This window comes from Pseudomonas sp. FG43, assembly GCF_057809175.1.
In genome coordinates, this window is the sequence record NZ_JBMDJL010000006.1 from 19,498 (window position 1) to 37,155 (window position 17,658).

The 17,658-nt window shown below is 57.9% G+C and carries 11 protein-coding genes; 1 reads left to right on the plus strand and 10 read right to left on the minus strand.

All coding sequences use genetic code 11. The features are described from left to right. Window positions 1-77: 77 nt before the first annotated feature. Window positions 78-1,418 (plus strand): hemolysin family protein, encoded by a 1,341-nt coding sequence (locus ACODS3_RS08985; protein ID WP_201001244.1) that lies wholly within the window; start codon window positions 78-80, stop codon window positions 1,416-1,418. Window positions 1,419-1,467: 49 nt separating this feature from the next. Here the strand turns inward: ACODS3_RS08985 and ACODS3_RS08990 are convergent, their stop codons facing one another. The 10 genes from ACODS3_RS08990 to ACODS3_RS09035 all read right to left on the minus strand — a co-directional run bounded on the left by ACODS3_RS08990 (window position 1,468) and on the right by ACODS3_RS09035 (window position 17,534). Then, window positions 1,468-2,370 (minus strand): peptidoglycan DD-metalloendopeptidase family protein, encoded by a 903-nt coding sequence (locus ACODS3_RS08990; protein ID WP_201019719.1) that lies wholly within the window; start codon window positions 2,368-2,370, stop codon window positions 1,468-1,470. A gap of 160 nt (window positions 2,371-2,530) precedes the next feature. Then, complete coding sequence (locus ACODS3_RS08995) at window positions 2,531-6,208, minus strand: deaminase domain-containing protein (RefSeq protein ID WP_489034004.1); 3,678 nt, start codon at window positions 6,206-6,208, stop codon at window positions 2,531-2,533. Then, the gene (locus tag ACODS3_RS09000) at window positions 6,136-7,755 is read right to left on the minus strand and encodes a hypothetical protein (protein WP_489034005.1); all 1,620 of its coding nucleotides are present in this window, start codon (window positions 7,753-7,755) and stop codon (window positions 6,136-6,138) included. Before ACODS3_RS09000 ends, ACODS3_RS08995 begins: the two co-directional genes overlap by 73 nt. Window positions 7,756-8,129: 374 nt before the next feature. Continuing rightward, on the minus strand, window positions 8,130-9,023 hold the full coding sequence (locus ACODS3_RS09005) for a response regulator (protein WP_201001249.1): 894 nt from the start codon (window positions 9,021-9,023) through the stop codon (window positions 8,130-8,132). Window positions 9,024-9,230: 207 nt separating this feature from the next. Further along, a complete protein-coding gene (phoU, locus tag ACODS3_RS09010) occupies window positions 9,231-9,992 on the minus strand; it encodes a phosphate signaling complex protein PhoU (RefSeq protein ID WP_201001250.1) in 762 nt (253 codons plus the stop codon). 70 nt (window positions 9,993-10,062) lie between these two features. Beyond that, complete coding sequence (gene pstB, locus ACODS3_RS09015; protein WP_201001252.1) at window positions 10,063-10,896, minus strand: phosphate ABC transporter ATP-binding protein PstB; 834 nt, start codon at window positions 10,894-10,896, stop codon at window positions 10,063-10,065. Window positions 10,897-10,963: 67 nt separating this feature from the next. Then, a complete protein-coding gene (gene pstA, locus ACODS3_RS09020) occupies window positions 10,964-12,634 on the minus strand; it encodes a phosphate ABC transporter permease PstA (RefSeq protein WP_201019721.1) in 1,671 nt (556 codons plus the stop codon). 15 nt (window positions 12,635-12,649) lie between these two features. Beyond that, entirely contained in the window at window positions 12,650-14,683 is a 2,034-nt protein-coding gene (locus ACODS3_RS09025) for an ABC transporter permease subunit (RefSeq protein WP_304574241.1), read from the minus strand. A 390-nt stretch (window positions 14,684-15,073) separates the two neighbouring features. Beyond that, window positions 15,074-16,072, minus strand: a complete 999-nt coding sequence (locus tag ACODS3_RS09030; RefSeq protein WP_201001256.1) for a phosphate ABC transporter substrate-binding protein PstS family protein — start codon at window positions 16,070-16,072, stop codon at window positions 15,074-15,076. A gap of 172 nt (window positions 16,073-16,244) precedes the next feature. After that, window positions 16,245-17,534, minus strand: coding sequence for an MFS transporter (locus ACODS3_RS09035; protein ID WP_201001258.1), 1,290 nt, complete (start codon window positions 17,532-17,534; stop codon window positions 16,245-16,247). Between the last annotated feature and the right edge of the window lie 124 nt (window positions 17,535-17,658).

A 17,658-nucleotide genomic window follows, 5' to 3' on the forward strand; every position in this document is an offset into this window, starting at 1 on the left:
CATTGCCTCGTTCATGGCGCCATTTTCTGTGCCGCACCACCCTACTTTGAATAAAACGGATTCCGCAAAACCCCACCATGGACCCTTCCCCTAGTATCAGCACGGCTTCACTCTTCGCCGATTTCGGCATGATTCTTTTTGCTTTGTTCCTGGTCCTGCTCAACGGCTTCTTCGTTGCAGCAGAGTTCGCCATGGTCAAACTGCGCTCGACCCGCGTCGAGGCCATCGCCAAGAAAAACGGCTGGAGCGGCCACATCCTGCGCACGGTCCACGGGCAACTGGATGCTTACCTGTCCGCCTGCCAACTGGGTATTACCCTCGCCTCCCTCGGCCTGGGCTGGGTTGGCGAGCCTGCATTCGCCCACTTGCTGGAGCCGTTGCTAGGAGCCATGGGCGTGGAGTCCGCCGAGGTGATCAAGGGCGTGTCGTTCTTCACGGCGTTCTTCATCATTTCCTACCTGCATATCGTGATCGGCGAACTGGCCCCCAAATCCTGGGCCATTCGCAAGCCGGAGCTGCTGTCGCTGTGGACCGCCGTGCCGCTGTATCTGTTCTACTGGATGATGTACCCGGCAATCTACCTGCTCAACGCCAGCGCCAACGCCATCCTGCGCATTGCCGGTCAGGGCGAGCCCGGCCCGCATCATGAACACAGCTACAGCCGCGACGAACTGAAACTGATCCTGCACTCCAGCCGAGGCCAGGACCCGAGCGATCAAGGCATGCGCGTGCTGGCTTCGGCGGTGGAAATGGGCGAACTGGAAGTCGTCGACTGGGCCAACTCCCGTGAGGATCTGGTTTCCCTGGACTGCAATGCACCGCTCAAGGAAATCCTGGCTCTGTTCCGCCGCCACAAGTTCAGCCGTTATCCCGTCTACGATGCAGAGCGTTCCGAGTTCGTCGGCCTGCTTCACATCAAGGACCTGCTGCTGGAACTGGCGGCGCTGGACCATATTCCGGAATCCTTCAACCTCGCAGAACTGATTCGCCCGCTGGAGCGCGTTTCACGGCATATGCCGCTGTCGCAACTGCTGGAGCAGTTCCGCAAGGGTGGCGCGCACTTCGCGCTGGTCGAAGAGGCCGACGGCAAAGTCATCGGCTACCTGACCATGGAAGACGTGCTGGAAGTGCTGGTCGGCGATATTCAGGATGAACACCGCAAGGTCGAACGCGGCATCCTGGCGTATCAGCCGGGCAAACTGCTGGTGCGTGGCGACACGCCACTCTTCAAGGTCGAACGCCTGCTGGGTATCGATCTGGACCACATCGAAGCCGAAACACTGGCTGGCCTGATCTACGAAACCCTGAAACGGGTGCCGGAAGAAGAAGAGCAGATGGAAGTCGAAGGCCTGCGCATCATCATCAAGAAGATGAAAGGTCCGAAGATCGTATTGGCCAAGGTGCTGAAGATCGATTGATTGATCATTCGTTCGCTCCTACCGTGGGAGCGAATTTATTCGCGAAGCCCTAATTCCCGCCCACGGCGAAATTGGGCAGGCTCTGGATCGGCGTGGCGAATTCATAGGGAATGGATTCCAGCGCCTGTCCGGTATTGCGCTGAATAACGAAATGCAGGTGCGGGCCGGTGCTGTTGCCGGTATTGCCAGACCGCGCCAGCGGGCTGCCAACGTGTACTTGCTGACCTTCCCTGACACTCACCGAACCGCGCATCAGGTGCAGATAGACGCCCATGGTGCCGTCGTCGTGCAGGATCCGCACGAAATTGCCTGACGGGTTCGAGCCTCTGCCGGTCTGATTGTTCTCGACCTTGACCACCGTACCCGAGCGCGCCGCAATGATAGGCGTGCCTTCGGGCATGGCGATGTCCATCGCGTAACGGCCTTTGGCGCCGTAATGGCTATATTTGCCGCCAGGCCCCTGCGTCAGGCGAAACGGCCCACCCACCCACGGCAAAGGGTACTTGTAGGCCTGCGTAGCCCGCTTCGGATCACCCAGAGTGGACGTCAGTATCGAGGCGTAGTTCATGGCCTTGCCCACTTGCCTTGGGCTCAGCACGATCATGCGCTCGTTGCTGCGTGCAGGCACCGTGCGGCGAATGGTTGATGACGACCCGTTGATCCCGAGCACGTTACTCAGGCCAGAGAGCTTGAGTTCGACCTCGACCGGCGCATACAGATCGTTGCGCACATAGAGGCTGTGAATGCCGCTTTCCTTCTTGACGCTCAAATGCACCTGTTTCTCGAAGTGTTCGACCATACGGTCCCGAAACACCACCACAGAAGCCCCGGCGGCAGGACGGTCGGAAAACGAAACGACGCCATCGGCATCGACGGTTTTATAGATCGTGACCGCACCGGCCGTTTGGCTAGCCAGCGTCAGGGCGATCAGGATCAGCAGGCGTTCAAGCATCAGAAGTGTTCTGGGTCATGGGAAACAGGGTCCAAGCCTAGCAGCGTTAAGAACAGAAAAGGACACTGGCGTATCAATCGGGCATGGCTCAAGCGTCAAGAAACACACGCCATGGTGCTGCTGCGCGGTGTGCCAGGCACACCGCACAGGTCAGAAGCCGTTACGAAAAGGTGTAATTTTTCAGGTAGGTCACGGAAAACAGGGCGTCAGGAAAATCCAGCTTCAAGCGAGGCAGTACGAATCCACCACAGGATCGGCAGGTATCGAGCACGGTAAAGAACCTGATATGAGTCAGGCGCGTCGTCGCCATATCCTCTTTCAGCACGGTTGCGATCAATCGCTCCGCATCAAGGTCACGGCTGAAATCCCGAATCACAGTGCGAGCGGCATCCCTGACCACCGGCAGGCTGGTAAACCGAGGGTCAGGCTGGCGGCTTGCCATTCGGGCACGGGCATCGCGGAATATGACCCCGTCAAAGATCTGCTCGGTCGTTTCAGCAGAATCGATCCGTAATTTAAGGCCTCTGGCTTTCTCTCCACCAGAAAGCGCGTAATACACGACCCGCTCCCCGGACTCGGTATAAACCTGGGCAAAGGAAAGATTGGCACCCTTGATCTGGCTCAGAATCGCTTTGGTAGCCTTGGGGGTAATAATGCTCTGCATATTCAGCTCTACCCATTTGCCTTTCGAGCCCGCTACCGGCAAAAGCCTGTTGAGAACTTCCAGGATATGCTGCTTTTCAGGCACGCTTCTCTGGGCAATCTTCATGAAGTCGGGAATGCACTGTTTGGCAAGTTCCACGAATTTCTTCTGGATTTCTTCGCCTGCAAGAATCTCACTGGCAAACCCCAGAAGTGCATTTTCCTGCCCATTGGCAATACACCACCGCGCATAGTCATCATAAGAAGCGATCTGCGGGGTCCAGGAAACTTTCCACGCATCCCGTTCAGACTCATCGAGCAGATCAAAGAGCAGACGTGCGATATTTTCCCGATCCGTCTCTATATTCGGACGCTCCCGCACCAATCGGTATTTCTCCGATACCCGGATGAACTCATTGATCTCGTCGACATCAGTAACGCGAGCGAACTTCAACTCAATGCGATTACTGGTGGGGGCTCGGGTCTTATAGAACGCACCCGTGTCAGGCTCGACGAAAATCCACTCTTTATCCGCAAGGTTGAGGCGCATACCGCGCAAGGCCCGAGTATCGCTGACCCCTTGGGCTATGGCCCCGAATTCAATAACCGGGGCAAACTCATAAACGAAGGCAGTATCTTCGGGGGCGTAATTTGGAGGTACACCCAATTTACCCTCAGCCGACAAGATCCCATCCAGCTCCGGCAGGTATACCGGTGCTTCAGGTAATGAGAAAAGCTCCCGCTCCTCCTCGGAAAGAGGCACGACCACTTTGCCTGCCGGTGCCGGTGCCTGCGCCGAAGTCGATGGCCCTGCTTCAGACGACTCGGCCCATTTGCAAAACTTCCCTTCATAGACAAAGACATCGAGGCTTTGCGAGGTTTCTCCAGCGCCTGTGGTCAGTGTGGCCAGAGTGAACTCACGGGCATCCATGGCATGGCTCGGGTATTTGCCGGTTCGCTTGGGAGAGGTTGACCCCGGCCTCAAGGGCTCTGGCGTCGGTGTTACCAGCTTTACACCTGTCGCGCAGGGCACCGACTCCAGGTTGCGACGAGGCCTGCACAGGTTTTCGATTTCACTCAGCCAGTCTGCATGGGAGGAGAGCTTACTGGCCGCAAGCTTGCGCATCGCAGCATCCGTAGCGCCAGCATTCAGATGATAAACCTCGCCATCGACCAGAATATCGAACACACCCTCCTCTCTTTCGATGACCTGTACAGCACAGTTTGGGGCAATACGCAGTTCAGAAAAGCCACCCACCTGCGACGTCACCGGCAACACGACCGGATAGTGGCCTGGGCCAATGCCCTCGTCGGCGGACGATATTGAAAACTCCAGCGGACGGTTTTTTGAAACAGATGTCAGCCTTTTCCCGAACACTGCATCGGACTCAGGATCGAGCAACCTGAAATCCGGCTCCTGCAGGGTCCCGACATTACGCACGACCACGTCGGACCGGCCATCGACAACAGCCCGCTTATCCTGTGCTTTAACCTTGGGGCGCCAAGGGTGCTCCGCGCTGTCCGCGATTCGGTACATGCCCTTGTCGAGGGTGATTCCGCTTTCCAGAAAGGCTTGCGAAGCAAAGACCTTTTTCAGTGAAGGCACTTGCTCCAGCAGTCTCGACCATCCAAGCCTGCCAACCTTCAGTGCGAACTTGCCCACATCGCGCACGACAAACAATGCACTTTGCTCTGCCAGCCCTGCGACCAGACGGGCCACCGCTTTACCCGTCAGCTTAAACACTGACAGAACGCTCATCTCACCGGCCTTCATGACAATCCTGGCCGTAGAGCCGGCGAATTGACCGGCCGGAATCAGTGCAAAAGCCACCTCCATCACACACCCGACGATGACACCGGCAGAGTGCTCACCATGGGCCAGATCAGTGGCACAGCCATAGAAAGGAATGAGCAGACGGGCCGTGATGTCGGCATATTCGCGCTCTTTGGCCCACAGTTGCTCCCACTGGGTAACATGTTCATGTTCGACCCTGCTTCCCTCCAGAAAACGGGTAAACAAATGGCTCGCAGCAACCTGCACAAAGGCTTCGAGCCTGGCCTGCTCACTACCTCCGGGCAGATGAATGAGTTCAGCGCAAGGAACCAGCACTCCCTGACGGGGATGATGGTAAACAGCCGAGGAACGTGAGGCAGTCCCCTTCAGATAAGCATCGCCATCCAAGGGCAATAATGGCGTGACCAGCGCCTTGGCAGCCTTGGCGGCATTGCGCTCTCTCTTCTCGACGGTTTCTACGATATTTCCGCTGAAGCCTCTGTCAGGCTCGATCTTGTACTGGAAACGCTGAGCGACTTTACGGATCACACCGCCAGCCGGGATCAACTCATAGAAAACCTCTTCGGCCTTATGATCGTGGAAGTCAGCTCGATGATCGCCCGGCTGGCAACGAACGAAAAGCCCGTGAACACCCTCTTCTGCACCAAACGCCACACGGCTCACTTCGCAGGTCGAGTTCAGCAGTGCTGTGCGATCTGTAACCTGCATCTCGGCCAGCAACCGGGCCATGACCCTGGCTTCAGCACGGGTCAGCTCTCGCTGGAATGAGTCGAACGCGCTGGCGTAGGCCTCGGGAATCGTCGGTTTGCCCTTTATATACGCCTCTCCCATCATCACCAGCTCCAGCACGGAAGCCTGCGGACGCCCGGCAGCCAGCAAGCGATCGATAGAGTAGGAATTCGCGATTGTGAAACCGTGCTCCTGCAGGATTGGCCAGCCGTGAACCTTGATGGAGAGCGGCCAGATCCGGCGATCGACATTTGCCTCGGTCAGCATTTGCTCGGCAAGACGCTTGCGATCCGGCGGCCTGGCGCTCAGCAAATCATTCAGCTCAGAGGCATGCAGTTCCTGCTGTGCCTTGAAGTAGCTCAGGGCCTGGCTGATTTGCGCAGCGCTTGCCTGATCCAGATTGTCAGCACCCGACCATTCAATACCGCCATGGGCAATGGCATATCGCAGAGCCGGAATAGCCAGCGTTCTTGCCCACAGGGCATGGACATTGGCATCGCTTGATTGGGTCAGCTCTGCGCTGATCCCGACCAGAGCATCATATTGGGGCGCAAGGGAATGGCCCGGCCGCATGCTTTCAAGCAGAGCAACGCCATGGATCAAAGCCACGCTTTGCAGAGATCGCCCGTATTGAAGGTGATCGGGGACGCCTTCCACCAACAACTCAGGCATCGCCTCGCGCACCAGCAGGTAAAAAGCATCTCAAGGACGGGGGGTGACACGCCGGGCTGGCGCGCCTTGATATCGGCCCGGACCTTTGCGCAAAGCTGCACATGGCTGTATTCACAGACCCACGCACCGCGAAGTGTCTTTGCCAGTGGCTCGGTAAAAGTCCGGGTTGCACCAAGGAAGTAATCGACCACGGCACGGCCCGCCAGCGCCTGAGTCACCAGAGGCGAGGCCTGTTCGTGTGTCAGGGCTCCGTACCACTGCATGCTGTTGAGCAGCGGAGCAAAGATGGATTTGAAGCGGGCGGTCTGGATCAGCGCATGCCAGGTTTGCGAAGGCCTCCAGCGCAGGACCCGTGCATCGCCATCCAGCCTGCACAACAAGCCAATACCCAGTTGCTGAAACAGATCGTCGACATTGCGCACTGTGCTCCAGGTGTCCAGAGGTGGGACATGCTCATTCAGTCCACGGCAGGTTGGCAGTGAATCGTCCAGTACACGACTCGATTGCAACTGCGACTGCAACAGCAGTGCGGCCAGTGCGATGGCTGACTCGAACGCCAGGCCTGAATATTTGCAGTGCAACTCGGTCCCCAGCGAGAGCGCACGCATGCCGGGCGCCCCCTTCGCATTGGCGATGGCCAGGGACAACCAGGCTTCGTCATCGGGGTTAGCGGCATAAGCCACCACCTTGCGATAAAACTCGGCACGGCTGGCGGAGGGTGTAGGCGTCAGGAAGTCGAGCTGCAAACCTTCACACGGCGAAGCAATCTGCGAACCCGCTTTCAGATAGAACTCAAGCAGCCACCATACTTCGATCGTTGCCAGCTTCTCTTCAAGCGCAGCCCATAAAGCTCTGTCGCGGTATTCGCCAGGCGGGATCAGTGCCGCGATGACGTCACAACACACACTCAACGCGCGCCGGGCCTTCTCGCCTCTTGATGCAGAGATGCCGTTATAAAGTGAGCGCCCGGAACTGCGCGCTATCCACTCCCCGACAGACATCAAGCGAGCCCCACGCTTGAACTGCACCATCCACAGACGCAGGTCTTCTGGCACGGATGTTAATAACCTGCCCAGTTCGGGATAGTCCTTGAGGCTAAGTACAACATCCGCGCTCTTGTAAGAGCGAAGTCCATACAAGTAATCCTCTAGCTGCGCCCTGGCCGTGTCGGTAGTGACCGTGGACTCATCGAGCCAGGCAATTCGTGCAAAAAACTGATGCACATGCCAGGGCGTTACTTCAGACAGAGACGTCTCCATTGCATCGGCGTACAGCTTCCAGGCCTTTTCGCTTTGGTAGACCAGAAACAGCTTCTGCCCCTGCGGCGACTTCGGGTGCGCAGGGCTGCTATTCGAGAAGCTCGTATCCCCGCCAAGCAAGTGCTGAAGGACGAGCCTGGCAACCCGAAAATGCTCATCGGGCAAGGCCTCGGCATCGACCATATAGTGTTCGGCAGGATCGACGCCCAGGGCTTGATGGATATTGAAGAACAATCGGCAGGAGCTGATGGTTTGAATATTCAGCGGTTGAATTGCGGTAAGCGTCATTTGGGTAGTCTCGTATGCATATGTCATGCGGCGAGACAAACCGAATAGGCAACAACCAGCCTCCGGAACCGGAAAGCTCGTATTTATTGCGCAGGAAAAGTCTGAAACAGAGGGGAGTTCATTCGCGGGAGATTATAGATATGGGGGTCTGGAAGACCGTCTCGCGGATAAATCCGCTCCTACTTTAGGAGCGAATTCATTCGCGAAGGGATCAAGATGCGCTGTCTGGAACACCGTCTTCGCGGACAAGTCCGCTCCTACTGTAGGAGCGAATTCATTCGCGAAGGGATCAAGATGAGCCGTCTGGAACAACGTCTTCGCGGACAAGTCCGCTCCTACCGTAGGAGCGAATTCATTCGCGAAGGGATCAGCAATCAGGCACCTGGAACGAAGTGCTTCTGGGCTGTGCCGCGGGCGATCAGGCGCGACAGATAGTCGAGCTTCTGTGCATCCTGGTCCACGAAGCGGAAGGTCACTTGCAGCCATTCGCTGTCAGGTTTCTGCTCGAAGGCCACAACGGCATGCAGGTAGCCGTTCAAACGCGCCACTTCATTGCTCTCGCCCTGTTCAAGGTCCAGAACGGCGCTGTCGAGAATCTGCGGCAGTGCGTCGGTGCGACGAATCAGCAACAGGGCTTCCTTCAGGCTCAGGGTCTTGATGACGCATGGCTGATTACCGTTTGGCAGGCGCAACTGGCCTTGCCCACGTCCTGCCGGCTCGGCGGCCTTGGCAGCTACGGGCGGAGCCTTGGCGATACCGGCCGATGCCTGGGCAGGCGCTCCACCGCGGACCACTTCGGCCTTGCCGCCGGTCAATGCGCTCAAGGAGTCATTGAGAGGCGAGTTCATGCGCGCCGGAGCACCGGACATCACCTGATCAAGCTTGCCCACCTTGGCCAGGGCTTTCTTGACCTTGGTCAGCAACTGCTCGTTGGTGAACGGCTTGCCGACGAAATCGGTTACGCCAGCCTGAATGGCCTGGACAACGTTTTCCTTGTCACCACGGCTGGTCACCATGATGAATGGAACGGTCTTGAGGTAACTGTCTTGCTCGCGGCACCAGGCCAACAGCTCCAGGCCCGACATTTCCGGCATTTCCCAGTCGCAGAGAATCAGATCGAAGGTCTCACGAACCAGCAATGCCTGGGCCTTACGCCCGTTGACCGCGTCCTCGGTATGAATACCGGGGAAATAATTGCGCAGCCCTTTTTTTACCAAGTCGCGGATGAAAGTCGCGTCATCCACCACTAATACACTGACTTTACTCATCTACGCTCCTGCGGGCGTGTTCACCTTGAAGGTGAATTGCGGTGTGCCAACACGCCCTTTGTTTCGGCAAGCATAGCGTTGACTGGTAGCCAACTGCCATATTGAATGAGACTGCGCCAGCATTTCAGATACGCGGGCGGATGCAGATATTAATCCCCTGAACGAAAAACGCCCAGCGCATGCTGGGCGTTTTTTTCGCAGGCAATCTTAATTATCGTCAGCCTTACCCGGAACATTAGAGGTTTCGCTCACGATGCCCTGCACTTCTTCTTTCATGCGCTTGAGACCCATGTGGCGAACATCCGTGCCACGCACCAGATAAATCACCAGCTCGGAAATATTGCGGGCGTGGTCGCCGATACGCTCCAGCGAACGCAGGACCCAGATCACGTTCAGTACACGGGAGATCGAGCGCGGATCTTCCATCATGTAGGTCGCCAGCTCACGCAGCGCAGTCTTGTATTCCCGGTCGATGACTTTGTCGTACTGGGCGACGGACAAGGCCAGTTCGGCGTCGAAACGAGCGAACGAGTCCAGCGCATCACGCACCATGTTACGCACCTGGTCGCCGATATGACGCACTTCGACATAACCACGCGGAGACTCGCCTTCTTCGCACAACTGGATGGCACGACGCGCAATCTTGGTCGCTTCATCACCGATACGCTCCAGATCGATGACCGACTTGGAGATACTGATGATCAGACGCAAGTCAGAAGCCGCCGGCTGCCGACGAGCGAGAATGCGCAGGCATTCCTCGTCGATATTGCGCTCCATCTGGTTGATCCGGTCATCGACTTCGCGAACCCGCTGAGCCAGACCCGAGTCGGCTTCGATCAAGGCGGTAACGGCATCGTTGACCTGCTTCTCGACCAGGCCACCCATTTCTAGCAAATGGCTGCGAACTTCTTCGAGTTCGGCATTGAACTGTTGGGAGATGTGATGTGTATGGCTGTCTTTGTGGATCATGCTGGGTGTCCTTGGAACGTCCGGTTAATTGCGAAAACGCAGCGGTGGTTCAGGGCTGACGAAGCACGTCCTAGCCGTAACGACCGGTGATGTAGTCTTCTGTCTGTTTTTTGGTCGGATTGGTGAACAATGTATCCGTATCACCGAACTCGACGAGTTTGCCCATGTGCATAAAAGCGGTGTAATCCGAGACCCGTGCCGCCTGCTGCATGTTGTGGGTAACGATCACAATGGTGTATTTCGATTTCAGTTCGTAGATCAGTTCTTCAACTTTCAGCGTCGAAATCGGATCGAGCGCCGAACAGGGTTCGTCGAGCAGCAGGACTTCCGGCTCCACGGCGATAGTGCGGGCAATCACCAGCCGCTGCTGCTGACCGCCGGACAGACCAAGCGCCGACTCATGCAGCCGGTCCTTGACCTCATCCCACAAGGCTGCACCTTTGAGTGCCCACTCGACAGCTTCATCGAGTACGCGCTTCTTGTTGATCCCTTGAAGGCGCAGCCCGTAGACCACGTTCTCGTAGATCGTCTTGGGAAACGGGTTCGGCTTCTGGAACACCATGCCGACGCGACGGCGCAGCTCTGCGACTTCCTCGCCCTTGCTGTAGATGTTGTGGCCATAGAGGTTGATGGCGCCTTCCACCCGGCAACCGTCGACCAGATCGTTCATGCGATTGAAGGTGCGCAACAGCGTCGACTTGCCACAACCGGACGGGCCGATGAAGGACGTCACCTTCTGCTTGGGGATATTCAGGCTGACGTCGAACAGAGCCTGCTTTTCACTGTAAAACAGGTTCAGGCCCGGCACTTCAATCGCCACGATTTCATCGGCCAGGTGCAAGCCCGACTTGTTACGCCCCAGGGCCGACATATTGACGCCGTGGTTTGAGCCTTCGTGTTGCATGGATTGCTCCTGTGCGAACTTTTCGCATCATCGAACCGCCCAGCCTGTGCGGGGCGGTACTTTCGGATCAGTTGTCGAGCGCCTTGTACTTCTCGCGCAAATGGTTACGAATGGCGACCGCCGACAAATTGAGCAAGGCGATCACCAGCACCAGCAGCAAGGCCGTGGCATACACCAGCGGGCGTGCAGCCTCGACATTGGGGCTCTGGAAGCCCACGTCATAAATATGGAAGCCCAGGTGCATGATCTTCTGGTCCAGATGCAGATAGGGGTAATTCCCGTCCAGCGGCAACGACGGCGCCAGCTTGACCACCCCCACCAGCATCAATGGCGCGACCTCGCCTGCGGCCCGGGCCACGGCCAGGATCAGACCGGTCATCATTGCCGGGCTGGCCATGGGCAAAACGATTTTCCACAGGGTTTCGGCCTTGGTCGCACCCAGCGCCAGTGAACCTTCACGCAGGCTCAAGGGGATGCGCGCCAGACCTTCTTCGGTGGCAACGATCACCACCGGCACCGCCAGCAGCGCCAGGGTCAGCGATGCCCATAACAGACCAGGCGTGCCGAAGGTCGGCGCGGGTAGCGCTTCAGGGAAGAACAGGTGGTCCAGAGAACCGCCCAGCACATAGACAAAAAAGCCCAGGCCAAACACGCCATAGACAATGGCCGGCACACCGGCCAGATTGTTCACGGCAATGCGGATCAAGCGTGTGACCGTACCCTGGCGCGCATATTCACGCAGATAGACCGCCGCCAGCACGCCGAACGGGGTCACGATCACGGCCATGATCAGCGTCATCATCACCGTGCCGAAAATGGCCGGGAAAATACCGCCTTCGGTGTTGGCTTCACGGGGGTCTTCGCTCAGGAACTCCCAGAGTTTCTTGAAGTAGAAACCGATCTTGGTGAAGAACCCCATGGCATTGGGCTGATAGGCATGCACCACTTTGCCCAGGCTGATCTCGACTTCTTTGCCGTTGGCATCGCGGGCTGTCAGGCTGTCACGGTCGAAAGCCTGATGCAGGCCGCCAAGCCGCTCTTCGATCACTTTGTAGCGGGCATCCAGTTCAGCCCGCTCGGCCGCCATGTCCGCCTGGGCAGTCGCGTCGAGCCGGCCTTCCAGCTCCAGCTTGCGGGCCTGAAGGCGCAGACGCTCGATACCGTGGTTGATGGCGCCAATATCTTTCTTTTCCAGGCTGTAAAGCTCGTCGGCCAGCTTCGCGACCCGTTTGATGCGCTCTTGCAACATCGGCCAGGCCGCTTCGCCTTCGGCCACAACAGTGCCGTTTTCCTTGACGTTGACCAGATAGCCATAGAAGTTGCCCCACTCACGACGCTCCAGTGTCATCAGTTCGGCAGGCAGGCTTTGCCTCGTCAGCCATTCGCCGACCACCCAGGTGAAATCGCTGGGGTTCACGTCACGGTTACCAACCTTGAACAACTCGCGGGTCATGAACTCGGGGCCGTTTTCCGGCACCGGCAAGCCAGCACCTTTGAGACGCGCGCGAGGCACCTGCTCCTGCTCGACCAGTTCACCGATCAATACATGCGGTGGCTGATCGGGAACATCGTATTGCGCATACACCAGATCCGCAGGCCAGAAGTGCCCAAGACCACGCACGGCAATCACGGCCAGCAGACCGATCGTCATGATGACCGCGATGGAAACAGCGCCCGCACTCAGCCAGACGCCTGGGGCGCCGCTTTTGAACCAGCTCTTGAGAGAGTCCCGTTTCACTAAGTTCTGCCTTCCTTAAAGCGACGAGTATTTCTTGCGCAGACGCTGACGGATCAGCTCTGCCAGGGTGTTCATGACAAAGGTGAACACCAGCAGCACCAACGCTGCCAGGAACAGCACGCGATAGTGGCTGCCCCCGACTTCAGATTCCGGCATTTCCACGGCCACGTTGGCCGCCAGGGTTCGCATGCCCTCGAACAGATTCATGTCCATGATCGGCGTGTTCCCCGTGGCCATCAGCACGATCATGGTTTCACCCACAGCGCGCCCCATGCCGATCATCAGCGCCGAGAAGATGCCGGGGCTGGCGGTCAGGATCACCACGCGAGTCAGGGTCTGCCAGGGCGTCGCGCCCAGGGCCAGCGAACCCAGGGTCAGGCTGCGCGGCACACTGAAGACGGCGTCTTCGGCAATCGAATAAATATTGGGAATGACTGCAAACCCCATGGCGATACCGACGACCAGTGCATTGCGCTGATCGTAGGTGATGCCCAGGTCATTGCTGATCCACATGCGCATGTCGCCGCCGAAGAACCAGTTCTCCAGATGCGGGCTCATGCTCAGGGAAAACCAGCCCACCAGCAGCACGACCGGCAGCAGAATGGCGCTCTCCCAACCATCGGGCACCCGCAGACGAATCGACTCGGGCAAGCGGGTCCACAGGAAACCCGCCAGCAGGATGCCGATGGGCGTCAACAGCAGCAGGCTGAAGATGCCAGGCAAGTGGCCTTCCAGATACGGCGCCAGGAACAACCCGGCGAAGAAACCGAGGATCACCGTCGGCATCGCTTCCATCAGTTCGATGACCGGCTTGACCTTGCGGCGCATGCCCGGAGCCATGAAGTAAGCGGTATAGATCGCAGCAGCAATGGCCAGCGGTGCGGCCAGGATCATTGCGTAAAACGCGGCTTTCAGCGTGCCATAGGTCAGCGGCGCGAGGCTCAGCTTAGGCTCGAAATCACTGTTGGAAGCCGTGGACTGCCAGACATACTGAGGCGCATCGTAGTTTTCATACCAGACCTTGCCCCACAGCGAACTCCAGGACACTTCCGGGTGCGGGTTATCCAGGGTCATGGGCAGCAACATGCCTGAGCTCTCGACCAGAATCTGGTTGGCCCGTGGCGACAACGCCAGGATTCCCGAACCTTCGACCACCTGATCGACCAGCAGGGTCCGGTGTGCCGTACTGTGGAACACACCCAGCTTGCCCGAAGCATCAAGCGCGATGAAACCCTTGCGACGTTGCTCGGCCCTGATCTGAACGATCGGCGCGTTGCTCATCTTGAAGTCACGAACGCGCATGAAGCGCTGCTCGCCATCGGTATCACGGGCCATGAACCACTGGCTCATGCCGCCCTTGGAGTTACCGATGATCAACGAAATGCCGCCCACCAGCTGGGAGCTGGCTGTGATTTCCGCGTTACCGTCTTCCAGCAGCTTATAGCGGCCATTGAGGGTGCGGTCACGCAGGCTGAACACGTCGGCCTGGGCACGACCATTGATCACATACAGCCATTGCTGACGAGGATCGATGTAGATGGCTTTGACGGCAGCGGACATCTGCGGCAGATCGATGCGGCTCTGCTCGCGGGTCATCTCGCCCGTCATCATGTTTTCTGTCTGCTCAAGCGCCAGAACATGCAACTGGGTTCCGGTGGAGCCCGCAATCTTTAGGTTGTCACCACTGGCACTGACGGTGACGTACTCAACCGCTCGGCCCTGATCGTCCAGCACCAACGGGGTTTCACCGTAAGGCCAGGCAATGCTCGGCGTGATGGTCTTTTTGTTGTCAGGATAGGTGGTCTGATAGGCGTGCTTGAAGATCAGCACCTGGCCGTTGGACAGACCCAGTGCAATCAGCGGCGCGCCGGGCTGGTCCTTGCCGATGGACGCAACGCTCACACCGGCAGGCAGCGGCAGGCTGATGCGTTGCAGCTCGCTGCCGTCCTTGATATCGAAGAAGATCACTTCACCCTTGTCGGAAACCCGCATCCCGATCTGGTTCTGTTCTTCGATGGCAATCATCAGCGGCTTGCCGGCGTCCTGCATCCAGGTAGCGTTCAGAGGCGTCTTCACGCTCAGGCTGGCACCCTTGAAAAGCGGCGCGACGACATAGGCGAGATAGAAAAAGATCAGGGTGATGGCGGCGAGCACGGCAAGGCCACCGATGGCGACATACCAGCGGGTCAGGCGATCCTTGAAGGCACGAACACGGCGCTTTCGCTGCATCTCGGGCGTATTGAAATCAATGCGCTGTGGAGGTGAACTCTGATTCATTCTCGATTTAGCCAGATCATTCATGCGCGCACACCGTAACGGCTCTGTATGACAAAAACATTACAGCAAGGTGACGCAAAAAAGCCCGCCACCCAGGAAAACCGGCAGCGGACTGTTCAATGGGTTGCGAGGCCAATCCTTCAGCCTCTCTTCGTGTTGCTGTTACTTGGAAGCGACACCCGAGGCACCTTGCAGGCCCAGATCAGTCAGTGCCTTTTCGACGACACGGGACGGCAATGGAATGTACCCGTCCTTCATCACCACTTCCTGGCCCTGTCTTGACAGTACCAGCTTCAGAAATTCGGCCTCCAGCGGAGCCAGAGGCTTGTTCGGTGCCTTGTTCACATAAACGTAGAGGAAACGCGACAGCGGATAAGTGCCGTTCAAGGCGTTGGCTTCATTGTCCTCGACAAACTCTGCGCCTTCTTTCTTGGCCAGAGGCACAGTCTTGACGCTGGAAGTCTTGTAGCCGATACCCGAGTAACCAATGCCGTTCAGCGAACTGCTGATGGAGCTGACGACCGAAGCCGAGCCTGGCTGCTCGTTGACGTTGGCCTTGAAGTCGCCTTTGCACAGTGCCTCTTCCTTGAAGTAGCCATAAGTGCCGGATACGGAGTTACGGCCAAACAACTGAATCGGCTTGCTCGCCAGGTCGCCGGTCACACCGACATCACCCCAGGTTTTGGCATCGGCCTTGGCACCGCACAGGCGGGTTACGGAAAAAATCGCGTCCACTTGCTGCATGGTCAGGCCTTTGACCGGGTTGTCCTTGTGAACAAATACGGCCAGGGCATCCACAGCCACCGGAATGGCGGTCGGCTTGTAGCCGTGCTTGAGTTCAAAGGCCGACAGTTCACCGTCTTTCATCTTGCGGCTCATCGGCCCCAGGTTGGCCGTGCCTTCCGTCAGGGCTGGCGGCGCAGTCGATGAACCGGCAGCCTGAATCTGGATATTCACGCTTGGGTATTCTTTCTTGTAGGCCTCGGCCCACAAGGTCATCAGGTTTGCCAGAGTGTCGGACCCCACACTCGACAGGTTCCCGGACACACCCGTTGTCTTGGCGTAAGGCTTGATCGCAGGGTCAACAGCAGCAAAGGAATTGGCCGCCGCAACTCCAGCGGCAACGAATGTCAGTGCGGTCATCAAGCTCTTGAGTGTCATGCCTTGCGCTCCTGCAGGGTATGTAGAGGGTCTTTGACCGTCCATCATTGGTTGGTCGTATGAACACTCTATGAATTGATTGTGACAATAAGATGAAAAGGCCGCCCCCCCTTTCGGGATGGCAGCCTTTATCGATGCCTCATACAAGACAAAATGCTTCAGCGAGAGGCGATCACCGCTTCCGGGCGATCAGATAGAGCCCCAGCGCCATACCCAGACCACTCAAGGCCGCCACATACCAGGCCGGCGCCATCGGGCTGGTCTTGAGCATGAGCGTCACGACCATCGGGGTCAGGCCGCCGAAAATCGCATAGGCCACGTTGTAGGAGAACGACAGCCCCGAGAAGCGCACCACAGGCGGGAACGCCTTGACCATCACGTACGGCACTGCGCCGATGGTACCGACGAACAGACCGGTCACGGCATACAACGGGAACAGCCAGTCCGGGTGCGCGGCCAGCATGTGATAGAAGGTCCAGGAACTGAGCAACAGACCTGTGCTGCCCAGCAGCAATACCAGACCCGCACCGATACGATCCGCAAGCGCACCCGCGCCAATGCAACCCAGGCTCAAAAGAACGATAGCCAGGCTGTTGGCCTTCAAGGCAGTGGCTGCCGTGAAGTCGTACTTGGTTTGCAGCAGAGTCGGTGTCATCAGGATCACGACGATGATCCCGGCCGACAGCAGCCAGGTCAGCAGCATCGACAGAACGACCGCACCACGGTGGTCACGCAATACGCCCTTGAGCGGCAACTCTTCGGCCAGTGCCTTGCGTTGTTGCAGCTCGGCGAACACCGGGGTTTCGTGCAGCAGACGACGCAGGTAGACCGACATCAGGCCGAATACACCGCCCAGCAGGAAAGGAATCCGCCATGCGTAGTCCGAAACCTCGACAGGGGTGTAGATGCTGTTGATCACGGTTGCGACCAGCGAGCCGATCAGGATGCCCGCCGTCAGGCCGGCAGTCAGCGTGCCACAGGCATAACCGACATAGCGGGCCGGAACGTGCTCGGACACGAATACCCAGGCACCCGGCACTTCACCGCCGATGGCCGCGCCCTGAATGACGCGCATCAACAGCAGCAGGATCGGAGCCCACATGCCGATCTGGGCATAGGTTGGCAGCAGACCCATGATCAGGGTCGGCACGGCCATCATGAAAATGCTCAGGGTGAACATCTTCTTGCGACCCAGCAGGTCACCGAAGTGCGCCATGATGATGCCGCCCAGCGGTCTTGCCAGATAACCGGCGGCAAAAATGCCGAAGGTCTGCATCATGCGCAACCAGTCGGGCATGTCCGCAGGGAAGAACAGCTTCCCGACAACGGCCGCGAAGAAGACGAAAATGATGAAGTCGTAAAACTCCAGCGCCCCACCCAGGGCTGAAAGCGACAAGGTTTTGTAATCGCTGCGGGTCAAGGGCCGCGCTGACTTCGCGGAATCTAACGGTACGGATGACATGACAAGGCTTCTCTTTGGGCTTTTCTTTGAATGAGCGAACGACAGCTACGCTGGCTGCGGCGGGGTGGCGTGCAGAAGCGATTGTCCGGGGCAATTGTGCAGATAGGCACCAAAATTGCGTGTA

Bases quoted from the DNA above. Each gene is read 5' to 3' on its own strand.
- ACODS3_RS08985 (WP_201001244.1), top strand. From the start codon at position 78: ATGGACCCTTCCCCTAGTATCAGCACGGCTTCACTCTTCGCCGATTTC.
- ACODS3_RS08990 (WP_201019719.1), bottom strand. From the start codon at position 2,370: ATGCTTGAACGCCTGCTGATCCTGATCGCCCTGACGCTGGCTAGCCAA.
- ACODS3_RS08995 (WP_489034004.1), bottom strand. From the start codon at position 6,208: ATGCCTGAGTTGTTGGTGGAAGGCGTCCCCGATCACCTTCAATACGGG.
- ACODS3_RS09000 (WP_489034005.1), bottom strand. From the start codon at position 7,755: ATGACGCTTACCGCAATTCAACCGCTGAATATTCAAACCATCAGCTCC.
- ACODS3_RS09005 (WP_201001249.1), bottom strand. From the start codon at position 9,023: ATGAGTAAAGTCAGTGTATTAGTGGTGGATGACGCGACTTTCATCCGC.
- phoU (WP_201001250.1), bottom strand. From the start codon at position 9,992: ATGATCCACAAAGACAGCCATACACATCACATCTCCCAACAGTTCAAT.
- pstB (WP_201001252.1), bottom strand. From the start codon at position 10,896: ATGCAACACGAAGGCTCAAACCACGGCGTCAATATGTCGGCCCTGGGG.
- ACODS3_RS09025 (WP_304574241.1), bottom strand. From the start codon at position 14,683: ATGCAGGACGCCGGCAAGCCGCTGATGATTGCCATCGAAGAACAGAAC.
- ACODS3_RS09030 (WP_201001256.1), bottom strand. From the start codon at position 16,072: ATGACACTCAAGAGCTTGATGACCGCACTGACATTCGTTGCCGCTGGA.
- ACODS3_RS09035 (WP_201001258.1), bottom strand. From the start codon at position 17,534: ATGTCATCCGTACCGTTAGATTCCGCGAAGTCAGCGCGGCCCTTGACC.